This window comes from Streptomyces flavalbus, assembly GCF_042674625.1.
In the GTDB taxonomy this organism is placed as follows: Bacteria; Actinomycetota; Actinomycetes; order Streptomycetales; family Streptomycetaceae; genus Streptomyces; species Streptomyces flavalbus.
Genome location: NZ_JBHTEB010000001.1, coordinates 1,137,578 through 1,158,668 on the forward strand (window position 1 = coordinate 1,137,578; position 21,091 = coordinate 1,158,668).

The 21,091-nt window shown below is 74.2% G+C and carries 20 protein-coding genes and 1 pseudogene; 8 read left to right on the forward strand and 13 right to left on the reverse strand.

What is annotated here, in order from left to right:
- Nucleotide 1 precedes the first annotated feature (1 nt).
- Nucleotides 2-1,546 (reverse strand): Re/Si-specific NAD(P)(+) transhydrogenase subunit alpha, encoded by a 1,545-nt coding sequence (locus tag ACFQZ6_RS04950; RefSeq protein WP_381605132.1) that lies wholly within the window; start codon nucleotides 1,544-1,546, stop codon nucleotides 2-4.
- 408 nt (nucleotides 1,547-1,954) lie between these two features.
- Between ACFQZ6_RS04950 and ACFQZ6_RS04955 the strand changes: the two genes are divergently transcribed.
- Together ACFQZ6_RS04955 and ACFQZ6_RS04960 are read left to right on the forward strand one after the other, a co-directional pair.
- A complete protein-coding gene (locus tag ACFQZ6_RS04955) occupies nucleotides 1,955-2,464 on the forward strand; it encodes a QcrA and Rieske domain-containing protein (RefSeq protein WP_381605133.1) in 510 nt (169 codons plus the stop codon).
- 369 nt (nucleotides 2,465-2,833) lie between these two features.
- The gene (locus tag ACFQZ6_RS04960; protein ID WP_381605134.1) at nucleotides 2,834-3,310 is read left to right on the forward strand and encodes a pyridoxamine 5'-phosphate oxidase family protein; all 477 of its coding nucleotides are present in this window, start codon (nucleotides 2,834-2,836) and stop codon (nucleotides 3,308-3,310) included.
- Nucleotides 3,311-3,338: 28 nt separating this feature from the next.
- On the opposite strand, the gene ACFQZ6_RS04965 is transcribed toward ACFQZ6_RS04960, so the two are convergent.
- On the reverse strand, nucleotides 3,339-4,250 hold the full coding sequence (locus ACFQZ6_RS04965) for a LysR family transcriptional regulator (RefSeq protein WP_381605135.1): 912 nt from the start codon (nucleotides 4,248-4,250) through the stop codon (nucleotides 3,339-3,341).
- Between the two features lie 74 nt (nucleotides 4,251-4,324).
- On the opposite strand from ACFQZ6_RS04965, the gene ACFQZ6_RS04970 reads away from it, so the two are divergent.
- A complete protein-coding gene (locus ACFQZ6_RS04970) occupies nucleotides 4,325-5,263 on the forward strand; it encodes a DMT family transporter (protein ID WP_381605136.1) in 939 nt (312 codons plus the stop codon).
- Between the two features lie 265 nt (nucleotides 5,264-5,528).
- On the opposite strand, the pseudogene ACFQZ6_RS04975 reads toward ACFQZ6_RS04970, so the two are convergent.
- Nucleotides 5,529-6,862, reverse strand: a pseudogene (locus tag ACFQZ6_RS04975) (aminotransferase class I/II-fold pyridoxal phosphate-dependent enzyme).
- A gap of 35 nt (nucleotides 6,863-6,897) precedes the next feature.
- On the opposite strand from ACFQZ6_RS04975, the gene ACFQZ6_RS04980 reads away from it, so the two are divergent.
- Nucleotides 6,898-7,581 (forward strand): pyridoxamine 5'-phosphate oxidase family protein, encoded by a 684-nt coding sequence (locus ACFQZ6_RS04980; RefSeq protein WP_381605137.1) that lies wholly within the window; start codon nucleotides 6,898-6,900, stop codon nucleotides 7,579-7,581.
- Between the two features lie 40 nt (nucleotides 7,582-7,621).
- On the opposite strand, the gene ACFQZ6_RS04985 is transcribed toward ACFQZ6_RS04980, so the two are convergent.
- The 3 genes from ACFQZ6_RS04985 to ACFQZ6_RS04995 form a co-directional block, all read right to left on the reverse strand.
- Complete coding sequence (locus ACFQZ6_RS04985) at nucleotides 7,622-8,563, reverse strand: DMT family transporter (protein WP_381605138.1); 942 nt, start codon at nucleotides 8,561-8,563, stop codon at nucleotides 7,622-7,624.
- A gap of 217 nt (nucleotides 8,564-8,780) precedes the next feature.
- Nucleotides 8,781-9,785 (reverse strand): EamA family transporter, encoded by a 1,005-nt coding sequence (locus tag ACFQZ6_RS04990; protein ID WP_381605139.1) that lies wholly within the window; start codon nucleotides 9,783-9,785, stop codon nucleotides 8,781-8,783.
- A gap of 103 nt (nucleotides 9,786-9,888) precedes the next feature.
- The gene (locus ACFQZ6_RS04995) at nucleotides 9,889-10,404 is read right to left on the reverse strand and encodes a Clp protease N-terminal domain-containing protein (RefSeq protein WP_381605140.1); all 516 of its coding nucleotides are present in this window, start codon (nucleotides 10,402-10,404) and stop codon (nucleotides 9,889-9,891) included.
- 197 nt (nucleotides 10,405-10,601) lie between these two features.
- Between ACFQZ6_RS04995 and ACFQZ6_RS05000 the strand changes: the two genes are divergently transcribed.
- Nucleotides 10,602-10,790, forward strand: a complete 189-nt coding sequence (locus ACFQZ6_RS05000; protein ID WP_381605141.1) for a hypothetical protein — start codon at nucleotides 10,602-10,604, stop codon at nucleotides 10,788-10,790.
- A gap of 60 nt (nucleotides 10,791-10,850) precedes the next feature.
- Here the strand turns inward: ACFQZ6_RS05000 and ACFQZ6_RS05005 are convergent, their stop codons facing one another.
- Complete coding sequence (locus tag ACFQZ6_RS05005; RefSeq protein ID WP_381605142.1) at nucleotides 10,851-11,465, reverse strand: PadR family transcriptional regulator; 615 nt, start codon at nucleotides 11,463-11,465, stop codon at nucleotides 10,851-10,853.
- Between the two features lie 108 nt (nucleotides 11,466-11,573).
- Nucleotides 11,574-12,458 carry an SDR family oxidoreductase gene (locus ACFQZ6_RS05010; RefSeq protein ID WP_381605143.1) on the reverse strand — a complete coding sequence of 295 codons (885 nt, stop codon included), beginning with the start codon at nucleotides 12,456-12,458 and terminating at the stop codon, nucleotides 11,574-11,576.
- 54 nt (nucleotides 12,459-12,512) lie between these two features.
- Here ACFQZ6_RS05010 and ACFQZ6_RS05015 point away from each other — a divergent pair, with 54 nt between their 5' ends.
- Nucleotides 12,513-13,109: a TetR/AcrR family transcriptional regulator gene (locus tag ACFQZ6_RS05015; RefSeq protein ID WP_381605144.1), complete on the forward strand. Its 597-nt coding sequence runs from the start codon at nucleotides 12,513-12,515 to the stop codon at nucleotides 13,107-13,109.
- A gap of 22 nt (nucleotides 13,110-13,131) precedes the next feature.
- Here ACFQZ6_RS05015 and ACFQZ6_RS05020 read toward each other — a convergent pair whose 3' ends face one another.
- A complete protein-coding gene (locus tag ACFQZ6_RS05020) occupies nucleotides 13,132-13,605 on the reverse strand; it encodes a VOC family protein (protein WP_381605145.1) in 474 nt (157 codons plus the stop codon).
- Nucleotides 13,606-13,782: 177 nt separating this feature from the next.
- On the opposite strand from ACFQZ6_RS05020, the gene ACFQZ6_RS05025 reads away from it, so the two are divergent.
- Nucleotides 13,783-14,670 carry a LysR family transcriptional regulator gene (locus ACFQZ6_RS05025; RefSeq protein WP_381605146.1) on the forward strand — a complete coding sequence of 296 codons (888 nt, stop codon included), beginning with the start codon at nucleotides 13,783-13,785 and terminating at the stop codon, nucleotides 14,668-14,670.
- Between the two features lie 27 nt (nucleotides 14,671-14,697).
- Nucleotides 14,698-15,549 carry a phosphotransferase gene (locus tag ACFQZ6_RS05030; protein ID WP_381605147.1) on the forward strand — a complete coding sequence of 284 codons (852 nt, stop codon included), beginning with the start codon at nucleotides 14,698-14,700 and terminating at the stop codon, nucleotides 15,547-15,549.
- Between the two features lie 12 nt (nucleotides 15,550-15,561).
- On the opposite strand, the gene ACFQZ6_RS05035 is transcribed toward ACFQZ6_RS05030, so the two are convergent.
- From ACFQZ6_RS05035 to ACFQZ6_RS05050, 4 genes are all read right to left on the reverse strand, one after another.
- Complete coding sequence (locus tag ACFQZ6_RS05035; RefSeq protein WP_381605148.1) at nucleotides 15,562-17,946, reverse strand: phosphoketolase family protein; 2,385 nt, start codon at nucleotides 17,944-17,946, stop codon at nucleotides 15,562-15,564.
- Between the two features lie 130 nt (nucleotides 17,947-18,076).
- Nucleotides 18,077-18,922: a universal stress protein gene (locus ACFQZ6_RS05040; protein WP_381605149.1), complete on the reverse strand. Its 846-nt coding sequence runs from the start codon at nucleotides 18,920-18,922 to the stop codon at nucleotides 18,077-18,079.
- Nucleotides 18,923-18,927: 5 nt separating this feature from the next.
- Nucleotides 18,928-19,950 carry an alcohol dehydrogenase AdhP gene (gene adhP / locus ACFQZ6_RS05045; protein WP_381605150.1) on the reverse strand — a complete coding sequence of 341 codons (1,023 nt, stop codon included), beginning with the start codon at nucleotides 19,948-19,950 and terminating at the stop codon, nucleotides 18,928-18,930.
- Between the two features lie 48 nt (nucleotides 19,951-19,998).
- A complete protein-coding gene (locus ACFQZ6_RS05050; RefSeq protein ID WP_381605151.1) occupies nucleotides 19,999-20,904 on the reverse strand; it encodes a universal stress protein in 906 nt (301 codons plus the stop codon).
- Between the last annotated feature and the right edge of the window lie 187 nt (nucleotides 20,905-21,091).

The window sequence follows — 21,091 nt, forward strand, 5'->3', positions numbered from 1 at the left end:
CTCAGCCCTTCGAGAACATGCCGAGCATACGGCGGGTGACGGCGAAGCCTCCGAAGATGTTGACGGTGGTCAACATGATCGCCGCGAAGGCCAGCACGGTGATCGCCGGACCGCCGTGGCCTATCTGGAGCAGCGCCCCGACCACCACGATCCCGGAGATGGCGTTGGTGACCGACATCAGCGGCGTGTGCAGGGCGTGGTGGACCTTGCCGATCACGTAGTAGCCGATGACCACGGCCAGCGCGAACACCGTGAAGTTGCCCACGAGCTGGGCCGGGGAGAAGGCGATCAGCAGGAACAGGGCGAGCATGGCGACGCCGGTGAGCCCGTACCTGGCGGCGGGGGTGAGCCGGGGTTCCTTGGGCCGCGGCGCGGGCGGCCTCGGCGCCGGGGTCTGCCCGGCGGGCGCGGCCGACACCTGGACGGGGGGTGGCGGCCAGGTCTTCTCGCCCGCCCGCACCACCGTCACGGACCGCTGTACGACGTCGTCGAAGTCGAGCGTCAGCTGCCCGTCCTTGCCGGGCGTCAGCAGCTTGAGCAGGTTGACGAGGTTGGTGCCGTAGAGCTGGCTGGCCTGCGCGGGCAGTCGGCTCGCCAGGTCGGTGTAGCCGATGATCGTCACGTTGTTGTCGGTGACGATGGCCTTGCCGCTGACCGTGCCCTCGACGTTGCCGCCCTGGGCGGCGGCCATGTCGACGATGACGCTGCCGGGCTTCATCGACGCCACGTCGGCCGCCGTGATCAGCCGGGGCGCCGGGCGGCCCGGGATCAGCGCGGTGGTGATGATGATGTCCACGTCCCTGGCCTGCTCGCGGTAGATCTCGGCGGCGCGCCGGTCGTACTCCTCGGAGGTGGCCCGGGCGTAGCCGTCGCTGCTCACCGCCTGCTCCACCTCGACGGCGAGGAACTCGCCGCCCAGGGAGCGCACCTGGTCGGCGACCTCGGGCCGCGGGTCGGTGGCCCGCACCTCGGCGCCGAGGCTGCCCGCCGCGCCGATCGCGGCGAGTCCGGCGACGCCCGCCCCGGCCACCAGGACCTTGGCCGGTGGCACCTTGCCCGCGGCGGTGACCTGGCCGGTGAAGAAGCGTCCGAAGACGTGCGCGGCCTCGATCACCGCCCGGTATCCGGCGATGTTCGCCATGGAGCTGAGCACGTCCATCGACTGGGCCCGGGAGATGCGCGGGACGGCGTCGAGCGCCAGTACGGTGATCGGGCGTGCCGACAGTTCCTCGACGAGGTCGGGGTTGTGGGCCGGGCCGATCAGCCCGATGAGGGTGGCCCCGTCGCGCAGCCTCTCGATCTCCTCGGGCGAGGGGGCGTTGACCTTGAGGACGACGTCCGCCTGCCAGGCGTCCCCGATCCGCGCGCCCGCCTCGGTGTAGGCCTCGTCGGAGAAGCCGGAGGCGGCACCGGCCTCCGACTCCACGACGACCTCGTAGCCGAGGCCGAGGAGTCGGCGGACGCTGTCCGGCGTGGCCGCCACCCGGGTCTCCCCGCGGGTTGACTCGGTGACGACGCCGATCCGTTGAGGGGGTGAATCCGACATTGTTCTCCTCTGGTGTCGTGTGTTCCCCGGGGCCGAGGGCATGGGCGTCCCCCTCGCCGGACCCGTTCACCCGGGCCGGAACGACATGCCCTGCTGGCGCCTCCGTGAATCAGCCGACTCTTGTGGCGTGGCGGCGGGGCCGGGGCGATCGATCGCCCCTCCCCAGCAGGACAGTACTGGGCGAAGGCGCCGAGTCGGACACCGAAACCGCAGTTGGGCCGCCGAAGGGCCGATTCCGGCCCGCTCTGAACGGGCCCGGCGCCCGGCCCGTACCTGTGGGCGGAATCACCGCGCCTGCCTGTGGGCGGCGTCACCCGCCCATCCTGTGGACACCTTGGGCGACACCACCGCTCGCACCTGTGGGCGGCAACACCGACAGCACCGCATCCCGGGGAAGGGACTCCCAGCATGACCAGCGCACCGTTTCAGCCCGCACAGCCCTCGTCCCGGCCCGCCCGGCGGCCCGCCCGACGGGCCGTCATCGCGGCGGCCGGGGCGGCGGGCCTCACCGCCGCGCTGACGGCGTGCGGGTCGGAGGACGACGCCGGGTCCGGCACGGGCACGGACGTGGACGCGGGCGGCACCGGGTCGACCGGCACCGGCGCCCCGGAGGCGGGCGGGGAGGGTGCCGGGGGCGGCACGGTCATCGCCCGGACCTCGGACATCCCCGAGGGCGGCGGGATGGTCGTGGGCGACGTGGTCGTGACCCAGCCGACCGCGGGCGAGTACAGGGCGTTCTCCTCCAAGTGCACCCACCAGGGCTGCGCCGTGAAGGACGTCAAGGACGGCGTCATCCACTGCCCCTGCCACGGCAGCCAGTTCTCGGCGGCCGACGGGAGCGTCCGCAAGGGCCCGGCGACCCAGCCGCTGGCGGCGGCCGAGATCGCGGTCGACGGTGAGTCGATCACGCGGGCCTAGGTGTGCTGTCCGGCGGATCAGGCTGCGGGAGATCGACGGCAGTCGAGAGCTTGAGGAGCGTCCAACGGCAAGGCGGAGGAGGGCGTCGACGCGGAGCGTCGGCAAGCCGCAACGCCCGCCTCTTCCGCGCCGCCGAGCGGCTCGCCGTACGGCAGCTTTCGGGCACCCCGGCGGCGCGCTGTCCGCCCCCACGACGCCTTCCTGGCACTCGGAGCTGGCCGGGCCGCGTGGCCGACGTCATGTCGCGCCCTCCCTTGTCACGGGTGCCGGGGCGGGCGAGAGTAGCGGCCGTTGCGTACGGACGGAAGTCGGGCCATGCTTTTTCTGACGAACCGTCAGGAACGGCTGAGTCTCCGTGGAGGGAACCGCATGACCGTCACCCAGCGCCGGGGCCGGAGGATCATGATGACGCCAAAGGAGCTGGACGCGTTCCTCGCCGCCGAGCGCACCTGCCGGGTCGCCACCGTCTCCGCCGACGGCACCCCGCACGTGAGCCCGCTCTGGTTCGTCTGGGACGGCACCTCCCTGTGGCTGTACTCCCTCACCCGCAGCCGCCGCTGGGCCCAGGCGCGCCGGGACGGCCGGATCGCGGTGGCCGTCGACGCCGGGCACGAGTACGACGAGCTGCGCGGCGCGGAGCTGTCCGGCACCGTCGAGCCGGTGGGCGAGGTGCCGCGCACCGGCGCCCCGCACGAGGAGCTGACGGCGGTGGAGCGGCTGTTCGCCCGCAAGTACTTCGGCATCGACGAACTCCCCCACGACGGCCGCCACGCCTGGCTCCGGCTGACCCCGGACGCGGTGCGGTCGTGGGACTTCCGGAAGCTGGGGGCGGTCCAGGGGGCGTAGCGCCCCTGGGGGTCGACCCGGCCCCGCGTCAGTCCCCCGCGCCCACGCCCTCCCCCGCCGCCCGCAGCGCCCGTACCGCCGCGCGGATCGACGGGCGGCGGTCGGCGTCGGCCCGCCAGACGACGTAGACGTGGCGGCGCACCCGTGGCCGGAGCGGGACCGTGACGACGCCGGGCGGCAGCGGATGGCGGCCCAGCAGGGGCGCGACGCAGACGCCGAGGCCCGCCGCGACCAGCCCGAGCTGGGTGTGGGTCTCGGCGGCGCGGTGGCCGAGGATCGGCTCGATGCCGCGCGAGCGCAGCGTGAAGACCAGCCACTCGTGGCAGAACTCGCCCTCGCCCCAGGTGATCCACTCGTCCTCGGCGAACTCCTCCAGGTCCACCTCGTCCCGCCCCGCGAGCGGATGCCCCACCGGCATCGCCACGTCCGCCGGGTCGTCCAGGATCGGCGCCTTGACCATGCCGTCCGGCAGCGGCATCGGCTTGTTGTACCAGTCGAGGACCACGGCGAGGTCCAGGTCGCCGCGGACCACGCCCGCGATGCCCCGCTCCGGCTCCAGCTCGCTGGAGCGCAGCCGCAGCGCGGGGTGCTCGGCGCGCAGCGCGGCCAGCGCGGTGGGGAACAGCCCGCGGGCGGCGGTCGGGAAGGCGGACAGCCGCAGCTCCCCGACGACCTGCCCGCGCTGCGCCTCCAGATCGGACTGGGCGAGCTGCACCTGCGACAGGATGCGCGCGGCGTGCTCGGCCAGCAGCCGACCGGCGTCGGTGAGCCGTACGCCCCGGCCGTGCTTGGCGAGCAGCCGCTGGCCCACCTCCCGCTCCAGCTTGGCCAGTTGCTGGGAGACGGCCGAGGTCGTGATGTGCAGCCCCTCCGCCGCGCCGCTGACCGAGCCGTGCCGGGCGAGGGCGTCGAGGGTGCGCAGCCGCTCCAGGTTCAACATGTAAGCGATGCTACGAGATATTCGGTTCCAATTCTCGCTTGTTCTACGAGATCAGGTCCCGCATCGTTGCGTTCATGACCAGCGTGACCACCACCTCCCCGGCCACCGCGAGCCCCGCGGCCCCCTCGCGCCCCCGCCCCCGCCTCGACTGGCGTCTGCGCCTCGGCGCCCTCTCCCTGATCTGGGGCTTCAGCTTCCTGCTCATCAAGGTGGGCACCGGCGCGTACGCCCCCTTCCAGGTCACCCTGGGGCGGCTGGCGTTCGGTACGGCGGTGCTCGCGGCGGCGCTGGTGGTCAAGCGGCAGCGGCTGCCGCGCGGGGCGCGGACCTGGGCGCACCTGACGGTCGCCGCCTTCTTCCTGAACGCGCTGCCGTTCTCCCTGTTCGCCTACGCGGAACTGACGATCCCGTCGACGCTCGCGGGCATCTGCAACGCCACCTCACCGCTGTGGGGCATGGCCCTGTCCCTGGTCGCCCTCTCCGAGGACCGGCCGACGCGGCTGCGCGTCGCCGGTCTCGGCCTGGGCTTCCTCGGCGTCCTGACGGTGCTCGGCGCGTGGCAGGGGTTCGAGGGCCTGGACGGTCCGGGCACGGCGATGGCCCTGCTGGCGTCACTCAGCTATCCGATCGGCTGGATCTACGTCCGCCGCACCCTGGCCGGGTCGGCCCACTCCCACCTGTCCCTCACCGGCGCGCAGCTCCTGCTGGCGACGGCCCAACTGGCACTGGTGACACCGCTGTTCACCGACCTGCCGACCCGCTTCCCGGTCCTGCCGCTGCTCGCGGTCGCCGCCCTGGGCGCCCTCGGCACCGGGATCGCGATGCTCGTCCAGTACGGCCTGGTCGCGGAGGTCGGTCCGACCACGGCGCAGACGGTCACGTACTTCGTCCCCGTCATCGCCACGGCCGCGGGCATCGCCCTCCTCGGCGAACCGCTGGCCTGGTCGACGCCGGTCGGCGCGGTGATCGTCCTGGCGGGGGCGGCGCTGACGCAGCTCCGGCCGCGCGGGTAGACGGACAGACGGCCGGGCGGCGCCCTGCGCCTGCGCCCGCGACAAGCAGTGTCCTGCGCCTGGGCACCCGCCGACAGGCAGTGCCTCACACCGGGGCGCGCGCGGACAGGCTGTGCCTCACACCGGGGCACCCCGCGGACAAGCAGTGTCCTGCGCCTGGGCACCCGCCGACAGGCAGTGCCTCACACCGGGACGCCCGCGGACGGGCGGTGCCCTGCGCCTGGGTGCCCGCGGACGGGCGGTGCGCTACGCCCGGAGCGGTGCCTCACACCCGGGTGCCGCCCGGTGCCCACCTCCCCACCGCCGACGCGATCGCGGTGGCCAGCGCGCCCGTCTCCGCCTCCCCCAGCGTCGAGACGGTGACGCGGATGCCGGGCGGGGCGTCGAGGCGGAAGCGGGCGCCGGGGGCGACGGCCCACCCGGCGTGCAGCAGCCGGGCGACGGCGCCGGTCTCGTCCGGCACCGGAATCCAGACGTTGAGGCCGCTCCTGCCGTACGCGGGCACCCCGCGCCGGGCCAGCGCCGCGATCAGCGCCTCCCGGCGTCGGCCGTACGCCGCCGCGACCGCCCGCGCGTCCACCGCGCCGCCCGCCCACAGCCGGGCCACCGCGCCCTGCGTGATCCGGCTGACCCAGCCGGCCCGAGCCGCTGCCGCCCGCGCACCCGGTCGAGGGTCACCCCGTCCCCGGTGAGCACGGCGAGCCGCAGGTCGGGGCCGTACGCCTTGGCGGCGGAGCGGACGAACGCCCAGTGGCGGGTGCCGCCCGCCAGCGGGTGCAGCGGCAGGTCGACGATGCCGTGGCCGTGGTCGTCCTCCACGAGCAGCGTCTGCGGGTACTCCCGCAGGACGGACCGCAACGCACGCGCGCGTGCGCCGCTCACCGCCGCGCCGGTCGGGTTCTGCGCGCGGTCCGTGACGATCAGGGCGCGCGCCCCGGCGGCCAGCGCGGCGCGCACGGCGTCGGGGAGCGGCCCGTCGCCGTCCACGCCGACCGGCCGGGTGCGCAGCCCGAGTGCCGGGACGAGGTCCAGCAGCCCGCCCCAGCCGGGGTCCTCCACGGCGACGGTGTCGCCGGGCTTCAGATGGGCGGTGAGCACCCGCTCGATGGCGTCCAGCGAGCCGGAGGCGACGGCGACCGGCCCGTCCGGCACCCCGCCCGCGTCCAGGTCGGCCCGCGCGAGCCGGGCCAGCTCCGGGTCGACCGGGGCGGCCCCGTACAGCACCGGTTCCCGGTCGCCCCGCTCGGCCGCCGCCGCGAACGCCGCCGCCAGCGGCGGCAGCAGCGCCGGGTCGGGGTTGCCGTCGGACAGGTCGCGCACCCCCTCCGGGACGTCCACCCGGATCTCCTCGCGCCCGGTGGTGGCCGGTTTCGCCCGGACACGGCTGCCCCGGCGCCCGGCGGTCTCGATGACCCCGCGCTCGCGCAGGGTGCGGTACGCGGCGGCGACGGTGTTCGGATTCACCCCGAGGCGCGTGGCCAACTCCCGCATCGGCGGCAGCGGTTGCCCCGGCGCCAGCTCCCCCGCGCCCACCGCGCGCTCCACACTCGCCGAAATCTCCGCTGCGCCCCGCCCACTGATCGGATAATCTCCTAGCACAAACTAAAGTATGCACTAGTGCAATGGAGAACGCCATGCAGGGGACCCGGGAGTCGCAGCCCGCCGCCTACACACCGACCGACCGCACCGTCCCCACCCGCGCCGCGGACCGCGCCTCCTACGACAAGGAGCTGGTGCACGCGATCCTCGACGAGGGCTACGTCTGCCACCTCGGCTTCGTCCGCGACGGCGCCCCGGTCGTCCTGCCCACGCTGTACGGCAGGGTCGGCGAGCGCCTCTACGTGCACGGCTCGACGGGCTCGCGCCCGCTGCGGATGACGGGCAAGGCCGACCCGGGACTCGCGGTCTGCCTGACGGTCACCCACGTCGACGGGCTGGTACTGGCCCGCTCGGCCTTCCACCACTCCATCAACTACCGCTCGGTGGTGGTGCACGGCACCGCGTACGACGTCACGGACCCGGACGAGCGGCGCACGGCCCTGGACGCGCTGGTCGACCACGTCGTCCCCGGCCGCTCCCGCGACTCCCGGCCCGCGGACAAGAAGGAGCTGGCCGCCACCGCCGTCATCCGCCTCGACCTGAACGAGGTCTCCGCCAAACTCCGCACCGGCGCCGCCAACGACGAGCCCGAGGACCTCGGCCTCCCGCACTGGGCGGGCGTCCTCCCCCTGCGCAAGGGCTACGAGGCGCCCGTACCCAACCCGGACCTGGCCCCCGGTACCGAGGTCCCCGACTACCTGGCGGCGCTGACCCGCTGACCCGTGTGCCGCCCCACGCCCGGGGCGGCACACGCCACCGTCACGCCGCCCGCGTCCCGCGCGCCTCCGCCACCGCGAGCCCCGCGACCGAGCCGAGCAGCAGCAGGGTGCCCGTCAGGGTGGCCGCGGTGAGCCGCTCACCGAGCAGTCCGACGGCCAGGACCGCCGCGCTCACCGGCTCCAGGAGCATGATCACGGACACGGTCGCGGACCGTACGACGGCCGCCCCGGCGAAGTACAGCGCGTACGCGAGCGCGGTCGGCACCGCCGCGATGTACGCCACCAGCCACAGCAGCCGTACGGGGTCCGCCGTCTGCGGCACGATCCCCTCCGCCAGCGCGAACGGCAGCAGGCAGGCGCTCGTCACCGCGAACGCCCACACGGTGGTGTGGGCGGCGTCCGTGCCGCCGTCGCGGCCCCACCAGCGGGTGAGCAGCGTCATCGCGCTGTACCCGGCGGCGGACAGCAGCGCGAACAGCACGCCCGACGGTCGTACGGTCGCGGCCCCGTCCCCGACGACCAGCACCGCCAGCCCGGCGAGCGCCCCGAGCACGGCGGCGGCCCCGGCGCGGCCGAGCCGCTCGCCCATGGTCAGCCGCGCCCCGAGCGCGATCAGCACGGGCCCGGCGCCGAGCGTGACCACGGTCGCCACGGCCAGCCCGGTGGCGGACACGGCGGCGAAGTAGGCCGTCTGGAACACCGCGAGGCCAAGACCGGTGGCGCCGATGCGCAGCGCCCTGCGGCGACCCGCCTCGGGGGCGGCGGCGGTGCGGGCGCCTCTGGGGCGCGGGGTCAGCAGCCGGGCGGCGACGAGCAGCGCGAGCCCGGCCGCGCAGCGCCAGAACGACAGGGCGACGGAGCCCATGTCACTGGTCCGGTAGACCAGTGCGGCGGCGGCGCCCGCGGTACCCCAGGCGGCACCGGCGACGATCAGATAGAGCAGGCCACGCCCGACGGGCAGGCCGGAGGCAACAGTGGACACGAGTTCTCTCCGCAGCGCGCGAGTTGCGCGGAAGTTCGGGAAGGGACCGCCGCTCGGCGGGGTCCGCGGACTTCGTCTGCGGGCAGCACGACAGCGCCCCGGCGGCGCGTGGGGAACCGGTCACCGGTCCCGGCGCCGGGCGCTGTCCGTGAGGGACCGCCCGCCTCAGGCGGCCGGGGGCGGAAGAACGCGTGCGTCCGAATGCATGATCGACACTTTAGGCCGCATTCTCGCTGGGGGACAACCGCGTTTCGCCGCCACCCGCCGCCACCGGCTCCGGGGCGCCCTTCGCGGGCGTCGACGACTGCGCGATGAAGGCGCCGACCAGCACGACCGCGCCGCCCACGAGCTGCGGCGCCGAGAGGTGCTCACCGAGCAGCACCCAGGCCAGCACGGTCGCGATGACCGCCTCCAGACAGGCGACGACCCCGGCGACCTGCGGGGAGAGCCTGCGCACGGCGACCACGCCGGTGACGTAGGCGACGACCGTGGCGACCAGCACGATCCAGGCCAGCAGCAGGACGGCCGGTACGCCCGTGCCGTCCATGTCGGCGGTCTCGCCGAGCACCGCCCAGTCCATGCCCCAGGGCCGGGCCACCAGGGTCAGCACGGCGGCGCCGATCAGCAGTCCGTAGGCGATGACGCCGAGCGGGTCGGGGGCGTCGGCGCCGGAGTCGCTGCCCTGGTCGGACAGGACGAAGTAGCCGACCTGGCAGCAGGCCGCCCCGAGCGCGAGCAGCAGCCCGAGGGCGTCGAACCCGAGCCCCGCCCACACCTCCACGACGCACGCGAGACCGCCGACCGCGAGGACGACACCGAGGGCGGCGGCGCGCGTCACCGGCCGCCGCTGCACGAACCGCACCCACCCGAGGACCAGCGCGGGCGCCAGGTACTCCACGAGCAGGGCGACGCCGACCGGGATCCGGGAGATCGCGGCGAAGTAGCAGGCCTGCACACCGGCGACGGCGAGCAGCCCGAACCCGGCGAGCAGCGCGGGCCTGCGGCGCAGCAGCGCGCGGTGCCGCACGGCGAGCGGCAGCATCACCAGCGCCGCACCGGCGACCCTCAGCCACACCACGTGCAGCGGGTCGAGGCCCGCCTCGATCAGCGGCTTGGCCGCCACCCCTGACCCACCGAAGGCGACCGCCGACCCGAGCGCGAGCCCGAGGCCCAGCCCCTTCCCGCGGTTGCCGTGACTGCTGTTCGTCGTCTGCACCGGCACATGATGACAGGCACCGACAGGAGCGTCACCCTCGTTGACACCTGTCTCGCGGACTGGACGCGCGACGCTGTACAGGCTGGACAGGACAGCGCGCCGCCGCGCTCTAGAGAACGGCGTGCAGCCGCCCCACGTCCACCCCGGCCCGCCCGAGCACCTCGACGGCCCGGGACCGCCGGTCCAGGACGAGCGCCGCCAGCAGGTCGACGCCGCGGGCGAGTCCGCCGTCCCGCCGCGCGGCACGCGCGCACGCCCGCTCCATCGCCTCGGCGACGAGCGGCGAGCACCCGTCGGCCTCGGGGAGCACGGTGACGGCGGGCAGGGCGCCGGAGTCCTCGACGCTGGCCTGCCAGCGCAGCCCGTAGCCGATGCTGCGCTGCACGAGGTAGCCGAGCAGCCGCGCGAGCTGCGGCCCGTCGCCGAAGACGGCGCGCACCTCGGGGTCGTGCTCCAGCAGCGAGTGCAGCAGGTGCGCGGAGTCGACGTGCCGGTCCCCGTCCCGCTGGGCCCGTCGACGGGCGCCCGTCACCACCGCGGCCAGTTCGGCGCTGAAGCTGGCATCGTTGTCCGGGCGGTGGGCGCCGCGCTGAACGGGCGCCTGAGGGAAGATCCGGGGTCGCACGCCCCTACCCCATCAGTCCCGGAAGATCCGGTCATCCCCGGCAGGACGCATCTTCGCGTCCCACGCAGAGCGGACATCCCCGGCCGATATCTCATCCTCACGGAGGAGATCAGGCCGTATTCAAGCCAAGGGGCGTGTGCCACCTTGCCGCACGCCCGCCAGGCAACCGACGCGCTCCACGGCACGTCCCTCGGGACATGGAGCGCGGTTGCTGGCTGGTCACGCTGCCCGGGGTGGACGGCAGGCAGTACGTCTACCGGGTGTACGGCCCGGTGGACGCCCTGCCCGCTGACCTGTTCTGGGAGGCCTGGCACTGCCACGACGAGAGCGCCTTCCCGCGCGCGTGGGACGTGTTCGACGCGTCCCAGATCCGCCGAATCAACTGACCCGCGCGGTGCTGGCGGACAGACCGAAGGACTCGGCGACGACGGCCCTGAACGACTCCCTCAGTCCTCGTCGGCGAGGATGAGGTACAGCTTCTTGCGGGCCTCGTTGATGACGGCGAGCGCCTTCTCGCGCTGCTCCTTGCTGCCGGTCTTCCAGACCTGCCCGAAGGCCTCCATCAGACCGAACCCGGCCTGCCGGATCTCCCCGAGGGCCTCCCAGTCGACCCCGCGCGAGGCTTCCTCCCAGGGCGCGTCCGGACCGTCCTCGGCGGCGGTCCGACCGGCCTCGGTGAGCGAGAACAGCTTCTTGCCGCCCTCGGACTCACTGGCGATCAGCCCCTCGTCCTCCAGCAGTTGGAGGGTCGGGTACACCGAACCGGGGCTGGGCTTCCACGCCCCGCCGCTGCGCTCGGCGATCTCCTGGATCATCTCGTAGCCGTGCATCGGCCGGCCCTTCAGCAGCGCCAGGATCGACGCCCGTACGTCACCGCGCCGCGCCCGCCCCCTGGGCCCGCCACGCCCCCGCCCCCAAGGGCCAGGTCCGAACCCGGGCCCCCCGGGCCCGAACCCGTGCCCACCAGGACCGAAGGGCCCGAAGGCCGCCCGACGCCCCTCGAAGCCGCCACGCCCCTGCGGGTGGCCGCCGTGTCCACGCTCGAATCCGTGGTTGTGCATCGCCATCACTCCATCCATCGTTGATCTGTCGCGATGACTCAACGATATATCGGAACCTGTCGTACGGCAAGGCGCTCCCGAAGAACCCATGGAGCGGGCGCCCGTCCGCTAACCCCTCGCGAACGCGGCGGCATGGTCGGCCGCCCACTGGCCAAACGTCCGGGGCGCCGTGCCGAGGATGTCGGCCACCGCGCTGGTGACGTACGCGGGTTGACCGACCGCGGCGCTCCACGCGGCGAGGAGCATGTCGACGGCCGGACCGCGCGCCGTACCGCCCGACAGGCTTCGGAACTCGTCCGGCGTCATCTCCTCGAAGGCGATCCGGCGCCCCAGGGCACGACCGATGAGGGCCACCTGCGCGGCCTGGGTCAGCGACTCGGGGCCGGTGAGGACGTAGTCGCCTCCGACGTGTCCGTCCTGGTGGAGCGTGCGGGCCGCGACGGCGGCGATGTCGCGGTCGTCGACCGGTGCCGTCTCGGCGGCGCCGTAGGGCCACCGGACGGTCTCACCGGCCCGGATGGCGGGCGCCCACCAGGCCAGCGCGTTCGACGCGAACATCCCCGGCCGGATGATCGTCGCCTCCAGTCCGGTGGCGGCGACGAGCCGCTCGACGCGGGCGTGCAGCGCCGCCATGGGGTTGGGCCGCTGGAAGAAGGGGTGCGGTGTCCGGTGCGGGGAGGAGAGGAAGACGATCCGCCGCACGTGGGCCGCGAGCCGCGCGATGACGGCCTCGGCGGCCTGGGGCGGCGCGGTCCAGACGAGGAAGACCGCACCGGCGCCCGTCAACGCCGGGTCGAGTGTCTCGGGGACGGTGAGGTCGCCGGTGAAGACTTCGACCCTCGCTGGCAGGGTGGCCGCCGCCTCGGGGCGACGGGTGAGGGCGCGGACCGGCACGCCCGCGTCGAGGAGCTGGTCGATGACGGCGCGGCCGACCCGGCCCGTCGCCCCGGTGACGAGCACGGGAGGAATGTCTGCCTGATTCACGCCGCTCATGAAAACGTTACCGAGTTAAAAAAGCAACTCGGTTACGAATGTTACGGTGGTCGGATGAGCGAGCCGACGGGGCTGCGGGCCCGCAAGAAGGAGCGGACGCGTGACGCCATCGGCGCCGCGGCCGTCTCACTGTTCCTGGAACGCGGCTTCGACCGTGTCTCGGTCAACGACATCGCCGTGGCCGCCGAGGTCTCCAAGCCGACCCTCTTCCGCTACTTCCCCACCAAGGAGGACCTGGTGCTGCACCGCTTCGCGGACCACCAGGGCGAGGCGGCACGCGTCGTGCGTGACCGCGGTCCCGGCATCGAGCCGGTGACGGCGCTGCACCGGCACTTCCGGGCGGGTCTCGATCGGCACGACCCCGTCACCGGCCTCAACGACCACCCCGAGGTCGTGGCGTTCCACCGGCTGGTCTTCGGCACGCCGAGCCTCGCGGCACGGCTCACGCAGTACCAGCGCGAGGACGAGGAGGCTTTGGCGGACGCCCTCGGCGAGGGCGTCCAGGCACGCCTGCGAGCCGCCCAGGTGCTCGCGGTGCAGCGGGTGCTCGCCCAGACCAACTGGCAGAAGATCGCTGGCAGCCGGACCGCCCACGACGTACACCCCGAGGCCGTGGCCGACGCCGACCAGGCGTTCAGCCACCTGTGGTGACCGCCGAACCGCCCACCACCGGTCACTTCATCTGCTCGGCCAGGGCGATGAGGATGCCCGCGGGGCCGCGGAGGTAGCAGAGGCGGTAGCTGTCCTCGTACTGGACCAGGTCGCCCAGGAGTTCGGCCCCGTGGGGTCGGAGGCGGTCGAGGACGGCGTCGACGTCGTCGACGGCGAACATGACGCGATGGGCGCCCAGCGTGTTCGGCGGGGCCTGCGGGTCGGCTTCGTGGGGCGGCGGCGTCTGGTACTTGGTCAGTTCGATGCGTCCGTGGCCGTCCGGAGTGCGCATCATCGCGATGTCCGAGCGGACCCCTTCGAGCCCCATGAGGCGGTCCACCTCACCGCCCTCCACGGTCGCCTCGCCTTCCAGCTCCAGCCCGAGCGCGGCGAAGAACGCCTTCGCGGCCGGGAGGTCGTCGACGACGATCGCGACGTTGTCCAACCGCCGGATCGCCCCGCCCCCGGGGCCACCTCGCTGGTCGGTGTCGGTCATGGTGTTTCTCCGATCTCGGCTCAGGCGGACTGGCGTTCCCACCGGCGCCGCGTCAGAAAGGTGAGCGGTCACGGCCGCATCCTCCGCGCCGGGCGGGTCCGTTCCGCTCAGCCTCCCGCGCGTCGAATCATTCGTCTAATGACAATCCTTGGGCCCATTCATACGTAACCTTGATGGATGCTGGATATCCTGCGGCTACGGGTGCTCGCGGCGGTCGCCGCGCACGGCTCGGTCACCAAGGCGGCCAGGCAGCTCAACTACTCCCAGCCCGCCGTCAGCCACCATCTGGCCCGGCTGGAGGCGGAGACCGGCGCCAGGCTCGTCCAGCGGGTCGGCCGGGGCATCCGGCTCACCCCGGAGGGCGAGCACCTGGCGCGCCGCGCCGCCGAGATCGTCGGCCGGCTCGACACCGCCGCCGAGGAACTCTCCGCGATGGTGGGCCTGCGCACCGGCCGGGTCCGGGTCGCCGGTTTCCAGTCGGCGCTCGCGGCCCTGGTGCCGCACGCCGTGGGCGTCCTGCGCCGCGCCCACCCCGGCGTCGAACTGCACCTCGTCGAAGCCCACCCGCGCGTGGCCCTCGACCACCTCCGGGCCGGGCAGGTCGACGTCGCGGTCGTCTTCCGCTACGACGATCCGCCCCCGGACGACATCCGCGCCACGCCCCTGTTCGACGACCCGATGTACCTGCTCAGCCTCGAACCCGGCCAGACGCTGGCGGGCAACCGCGACTCGGCCTGGATCGCCGGGTGCGAGAACTGCCGCCGCGAGTTCCTCGACGCCTGCGGCAAGGCGGGGTTCGTCCCGCCGATCGCGTACACCAGCGACGACATCATCGTCCAGCAGGCCCTGGTCGCCGCGGACATGGGCGTGACCACCATGCCGGGGCTGGCGCTGCGCACCCACCACGCGCCCGGCATCCAGGCCAGCCCCGTGCGCGGCTTCCGGCGCCACGTCTACCTCGCCACCTACGGCGACCCACCGGACCCGCCCGCGACCACGGCCTTCGTCGCCGCCCTGCACGACGCCGTCGACCAGACCCGCCCCGGCGAACCGGCCCACCCCTAGCGCTCGGAGAGAAGGAGTTCGACGACGATGCAGGCAGCGGAGCGGGCGCGTGCGGAGGTCGCCGCCACCTCGATCGCCTCGTCCCTCGGTCTGGCCGTGGACGACGCGGTCGTCCTCCATGACTCGAACAAGCTCACCCTGCGGCTGCTCCCCTGTGACGTGCTGGCCCGGGTGGCGCCCGCCGCCGAGCAGGTAGCGGAGTTCGAGGTCGGGCTCGCCCGGCGGCTGGTCGCGGCCGGGTGCCCCGTGGCCGCCCTGGAGCCCCGCGGGGCACCGGGCGTCCACGCCCGCGACGGGTTCGTGGTCACCCTGTGGCGCTACTACGCGCCCCTGACCGACCCAGAGGTCCCGCCAGCCGACTACGCCGACGCGCTCCAGCGGCTGCACACCGGGATGCGCGGACTCGACGTCCCCGCACCGCGCTTCACCGACCGCGTCGAGCGGGCCCAGCGCATCGTCGCGGACCGCGACCGCACCCCGGCGCTCGCCGAGGCCGACCGGGCGCTGCTCGACGCCACCCTGCGCGGCCTGCGCCGGACGATCCACGAGCGCGGCGGCGCCGAGCAGTTGCTGCACGGCGAGCCGCACCCGGGCAACCTGCTCCGCACCGAGCACGGGCCGCTCTTCGTCGACCTGGAGACCTGCTGCCGCGGCCCCGTCGAGTTCGACCTCGCCCACGCGCCCGAAGCGGTCGCCACGCACTACCCGGGTGCCGACCAGGACCTGCTCCACGCCTGCCGCCTCCTCGTGCTGGCGATGATCACGGCCTGGCGCTGGGACCGCGACGACCGGTTCCCCGACGGACGCCGGATGGGCGAGGAGTGGCTGGGCCGGATCCGCGACGCCGTCGGTCGGGGCGGCATCCCCACCCCGGGCTGACCGGACCGCCCGTCACGCCCCCCAGCTCCACTCCGCCACCTCCGGCATGTCCGTGCCGTGCTCGCGGATCCACGCGTGGTGGCGGGTGCGGGCGTCCGCCATCCGCTGCCGTACGGCGGCGGCGCGGACGGTGAGGCCGGGAACCCGGTCGATGACGTCCATGACCAGGCGGTAGCGGTCGAGGTCGTTGCGGACGACCATGTCGAACGGCGTGGTCGTGGTCCCGGACTCCTTGTAGCCGCGCACGTGCAGGTGCGGGTGCCCGGTGCGGCGGTAGGCGAGCCGGTGGATCAGCCACGGGTAGCCGTGGTAGGCGAAGATCACCGGCTTGTCTGCGGTGAACAGGCCGTCGTACTCGAAGTCGGTCATCCCGTGCGGGTGCTCCTCGCGCGGCAGCAGGGTCGTCATGTCGACGACGTTGACGACCCGCACCGCGAGGTCGGGCAGGTTCCGGCGCAGCAACTGGGCGGCGGCCAGCACCTCCTGGGTGGGCACGTCCCCGGCGCAGGCCAGGACGACGTCCGGCTCGGAGCCGTTCTCCGTCCCCGCCCACTCCCAGATCCCGGCGCCGCGCGCGCAGTGGGCGCGGGCCTGGTCCATGGTGAGCCAGTCGTAGCAGGGCTGCTTCCCGGCGACGACGACGTTGACGTAGTCGCGGCTGCGCAGCACGTGGTCGGCGACGGACAGCAGCGTGTTGGCGTCCGGCGGCAGGTAGACCCGTACGACCTGCGGGCTCTTGTTGAGGACGTGGTCGACGAAGCCGGGGTCCTGGTGGGAGAAGCCGTTGTGGTCCTGGCGCCAGACGTGGCTCGTGAGGAGGTAGTTGAGGGAGGCGACCGGGGCGCGCCAGGGCAGTTCGCGGGAGGTCCTGAGCCACTTGATGTGCTGGTTGACCATCGAGTCGACGATGTGCACGAACGCCTCGTAGCAGGAGAACAGCCCGTGGCGGCCGGTGAGCAGGTAGCCCTCCAGCCAGCCCTGGCACAGGTGCTCGGAGAGCACCTCCATCACCCTGCCGTGCCGGTCGAGGTGCTCGTCGACCGGCAGGACACGGGCCTGCCACGCCTTGCCGGTCGCGCCGTAGACGTCCTGGAGCCGGTTGGAGGCGGTCTCGTCGGGGCCGACCAGACGGAAGTCGCGGCGGGCGGCGCTGTCCCGCATGACCTGTTCGAGGAGGCCGCCGAGGACACGGGTCGGCTCGTGCAGGGTGACGCCCGGTTTGTCGACCGGTACGGCGAAGGCGTCCAGGGACGGCAGGGGCAGGTCGCGGACGAGCAGGCCGCCGTTGGCGTACGGGGTGGCGCCGAGGCGGCGGGCGCCGTCGGGGACGCAGGCCAGGACGTCCGCGACGGGGCGTCCGTCGGCGTCGAACAGCTCCTCCGGGCGGTAGGAGCGCAGCCAGGCCTCCAGTTGCCGTAGGTGCTCGGGGTTCTCGCGGACCCCGGCCAGTGGCACCTGGTGGGCGCGCCAGGTGCCCTCCACCAGGTCGCCGTCGACCTCGGCGGGGCCGGTCCAGCCCTTGGGGGTGCGCAGCACGATCACCGGCCAGGGCTGGCGCTCGGCGGCGCCCTCCTCGCGTGCCGCGCGCTGGATCTCGGCGATGCGGTCCAGGGCGCGGTCGAGGGCGGCGGCCAGGTCCCGGTGCACCTGGGCGGGGTCGTCCCCCGCGACGACGAGGGGCTCGTGGCCGTAGCCGCGCAGCAGGGCGTCGAGTTCCGCCTCCGGGAGACGGGCCAGCACGGTCGGGTTGGCGATCTTGTAGCCGTTGAGGTGGAGGATCGGCAGGACCGCGCCGTCGTGCGCCGGGTCGAGGAACTTGTTGGAGTGCCAGGAGGCGGCCAGCGGGCCGGTCTCCGCCTCGCCGTCGCCGATGACGCAGGCGACCAGCAGGTCCGGGTGGTCGAACGCGGCGCCGTAGGCGTGCGCCAGCGCGTAGCCCAGCTCGCCGCCCTCGTGGATGGAGCCCGGCGTCTCCGGCGCGACGTGGCTGGGGATGCCGCCGGGGAAGGAGAACTGCCGGAACAGCCGCGCCATGCCCTCGGCGTCGCGCGACACGTCCGGGTAGGTCTCGCTGTAGCTGCCCTCCAGCCAGGAGTTGGCGACCACCGACGGCCCGCCGTGCCCCGGCCCCCACACGCACAGCGCGTCGAGGTCACGCGCCCGGATCACCCGGTTGAGGTGGGTGTGGACCAGGTTCAGGCCGGGTGAGGTGCCCCAGTGGCCGAGCAGCCGCGGCTTGATGTGGGCGGGCTTCAAGGGCTCGGTGAGCAGCGGGTTGGCGAGGAGGTAGATCTGACCGGCGGCCAGGTAGTTGGCGGCCCGCCAGTGGGCGTCAAGGCGGCGCACTTCCTCGTCGGTCAGTGGGGTACGGCTGTCCTGGTCGTCTGCCGTGGGCATGGGTGCGACTCCGTCGGTCGTCGGGCGCTTGCCGGGAACACTGCCCCCGTACCACGGATGCGTACCAGCACTCCCCCGGCCGATATCAGCGCGGCGCACCCGCGTCATCCCCACGGTCCCGTGGGGCGTCTCAGGCCACCCGCTGCGGTACGACGACCACGGGGCACGCGGCGTGGTGCAGCACCGCGTGGGCGACCCGGCCGAGCTGGAGCCCGAACCGTCCGCCGCGCCGCCGCGCCCCGACGACGACCAGCTCGGCGTCGTAGGAGGCGTCGACCAGGGCGCGTCGGGCGTGGCCCTCGACGGTGCGGCGCAGCAGTTCGACGTCCGGTGGGGCGTCGCGCAGCGCCTCGTCCAGCCGCCGCGCCGCCTGCTCCTCGTACGCCGGGTCGGCGGGGCCGCCACCGGCCGCCTCCCGGGAAGGGCGCCGCCAGGCCCGTACCGCCTCGACGGACGTGCGGCGGGCCCGCGCCGCGTCGACGGCGTAGCGGACGGTCGCCGCGGTCTCCGCGCCGTCGCCGACGCCGACCACGACCCGGGCGTCGGCCGGGGCCGCCGTGTCGCCGCGGACCACGATGACCGGGCAGTGCGCGTGCGCCGCCACGGTCACGCTGACCGAGCCGAGCAGCGCGCCCGCGAAGCCGCCGTGGCCGCGCGTGCCCACGGCCACGGCGGCGGCCTGACGGGCCTCCCGGACGAGGACGTACTCCGGTTCCTCGGGCACGATCTCGGCGGTGGCCTTCAGGTCGGGCTGCCGGGCGCCCGCCCGGTGCAGGGCGGCGTCCAGGACCTCCTCGCCGCGCAGCCGCACCCCGGGGGAGCCGTGGCCGTGCGCGGCGCCCTCGTAGCGCTCCCAGAGGGAGGCGTACACGATCCGCAGCGCGTACCCGCGCCGGGCGGCCTCGTCGGCCGCCCAGTCCACGGCCCGCAGGCTCGGCTCGGAGCCGTCCACGCCGACCACCAGCGGGAGGTCCACCGCCGTCACCCCCCGGCGCCGAGGTCGAAGACGATCCTGGCCCGGACGTCGCCGCGCAGCACTTCCTCGATGCACTCGTTGACGGCGCTGAGCGGACGGCTCTCGCGGACCACCCGGGTGCGTCCGGCCGCGTGCAGTTGGAAGACCTCGGCGAGGTCCTGCCGGGTGCCGACGATGGAGCCGATGACGGAGGTGCCGTTCAGGACGGTGTCGAAGATCGGCACCCGGACCGTGCCGTGCGCGGGCAGCGCCACCATGACGAGCTTGCCGCCGCGCCGCAGCCCGGTGTACGCCGCCTCGAACGCGGACTCGTTGACCGCGAGCGCGATGGCCGCGTGCGCGCCGCCGTGCTGCTTCAGGACCGCGCCGACGTCCTCCTTGCGGGCGTCGATCACCAGGTCGGCGCCGAGTTCGGCGGCGAGTTCCAGCTTCTCGTCGGTGACGTCGATCGCGGCGACGGTCGCCCCGGCGATCTTGGCGTACTGGAGGGCGAGGTGGCCGAGGCCGCCCACCCCGGAGATCGCGACGAGCTGCGTGGGCTGCACCTGGGCGACCTTGAGCGCCTTGTACGTGGTGACACCGGCGCAGGTCAGCGGGGCGGCGTCGAGGGCGGAGACGCCGTCGGGCACCGGCTGGGCGAAGTCGGCCCAGGCGAGCATCTTCTCGGCGTACCCGCCGTCACAGCCGTACCCGGTGTTGATCTGCTGCTCGCACAGCGTCTCCCAGCCGGTCCGGCAGTGCTCGCACCGCCCGCACGCCCGGCCGAGCCACGGTACGGCGACCCGCTGGCCGACGGTCAGGTGCGTCACGCCCTCCCCGAGCCGCTCGACCAGGCCGACGCCCTCGTGGCCGGGCACGAACGGCGGGTTCGGCTTGACCGGCCAGTCGCCGTGCGCGGCGTGGATGTCGGTGTGGCAGAGTCCGGACGCCTCGACGCGGATCAGGACCTCACCGGGGCCGGGCTCGGGGTCGGGGCGGTCCTCGATGACGAGGGGCTCACCGAACGCTCGGACGACGGCTGCCTTCATGACGGAACTCCCTTGACTGTGGTGCGGGTGGAACGGCGGGAACGTGGCTCAGGGGTGGGGGACGACGGCGACGGGCGCGGTGGAGTGGTGCAGGACCGCGTGCGTCACGGCGCCGACGCGCGGGCCGAAGGCGCGGCGCCGGATGCGGCGGCCGACGACCACCAGCGAGGCGGTGCGGGAGGCGTCGACGAGGTGGTGGGCGGGCACGCCGACCACGGCCTCCTCGATGACCTCGACGTTCGGGTGCTTGGCCCGCCACGGCTCCAGGGCCGCGGCCAGCGCGGCGGCCCGCTGCGCGGCGAGCAGGTGCTGCGTCTCGGGGCTGGCGGCGAGGCTGTAGACCTCGTACGGCGTCGGGCTCCAGCCGTGTACGACGCGCAGGGCGGCGCCGCGGGCGGCGGCGGCCTCGAAGGCGAACTCGATCAGGGACTCGTCGGGGCGGGTGGTGTCCAGGCCGAGGACGACCTGCCGGTAGGGGGTGGCGGCGGACGGGATGCCCGTCGGGTCGGGCTCGTGCTCGTCGGCGGCCTGCTCACCGGCGCGGACCAGGACGACCGGCCGCTCGGCGTGCGCCACCACGGACAGGCCCACGGAGCCGACCATGAAGCCGCCGACGCCGCTCATGCCGCGGGAGCCGAGGACGAGCAGTTCGGAGTCGCCCGCGACCCGGGCCAGCACCTCGGCGGGCCCGCCGGGCAGTTGCTCGGCCGTCACCTCCAGGCCGGGGTGGCGAAGGCGCAGGCCCTCGACCGTCTCCCGGGGGACGCGCTCGGCCCAGTGCTGCAGGGTGCCGCCGCCCAGGTGGGGCGCCTGCGCGATGGGGTCGGGCACCGGGTCCCAGACGTGGACGACCTTCAGCGGCAGATCGCGCAGCCGCGCCTCGCGCGCCGCCCACTCGGCCGCCGCGCGGCTCTCCGCCGAGCCGTCGATGCCGCTGACGACGATGCGCTCCATGGTGTGCCTCCCCTGACCTGGTGTGTAACTCCAGGATCGGAGAAGAGGAGCGCGCGGAGCAGGGGCCGCAGGTCCCCGGCCAGGGCCGATGGACCCCAGGCGACACGGAGTTACCGTGAAGTAACCGAGGCGGTCAGGGACAGGCGACCAGCGCCGTCACGGCAGCCGCCCAGCACCGCCACAGGCA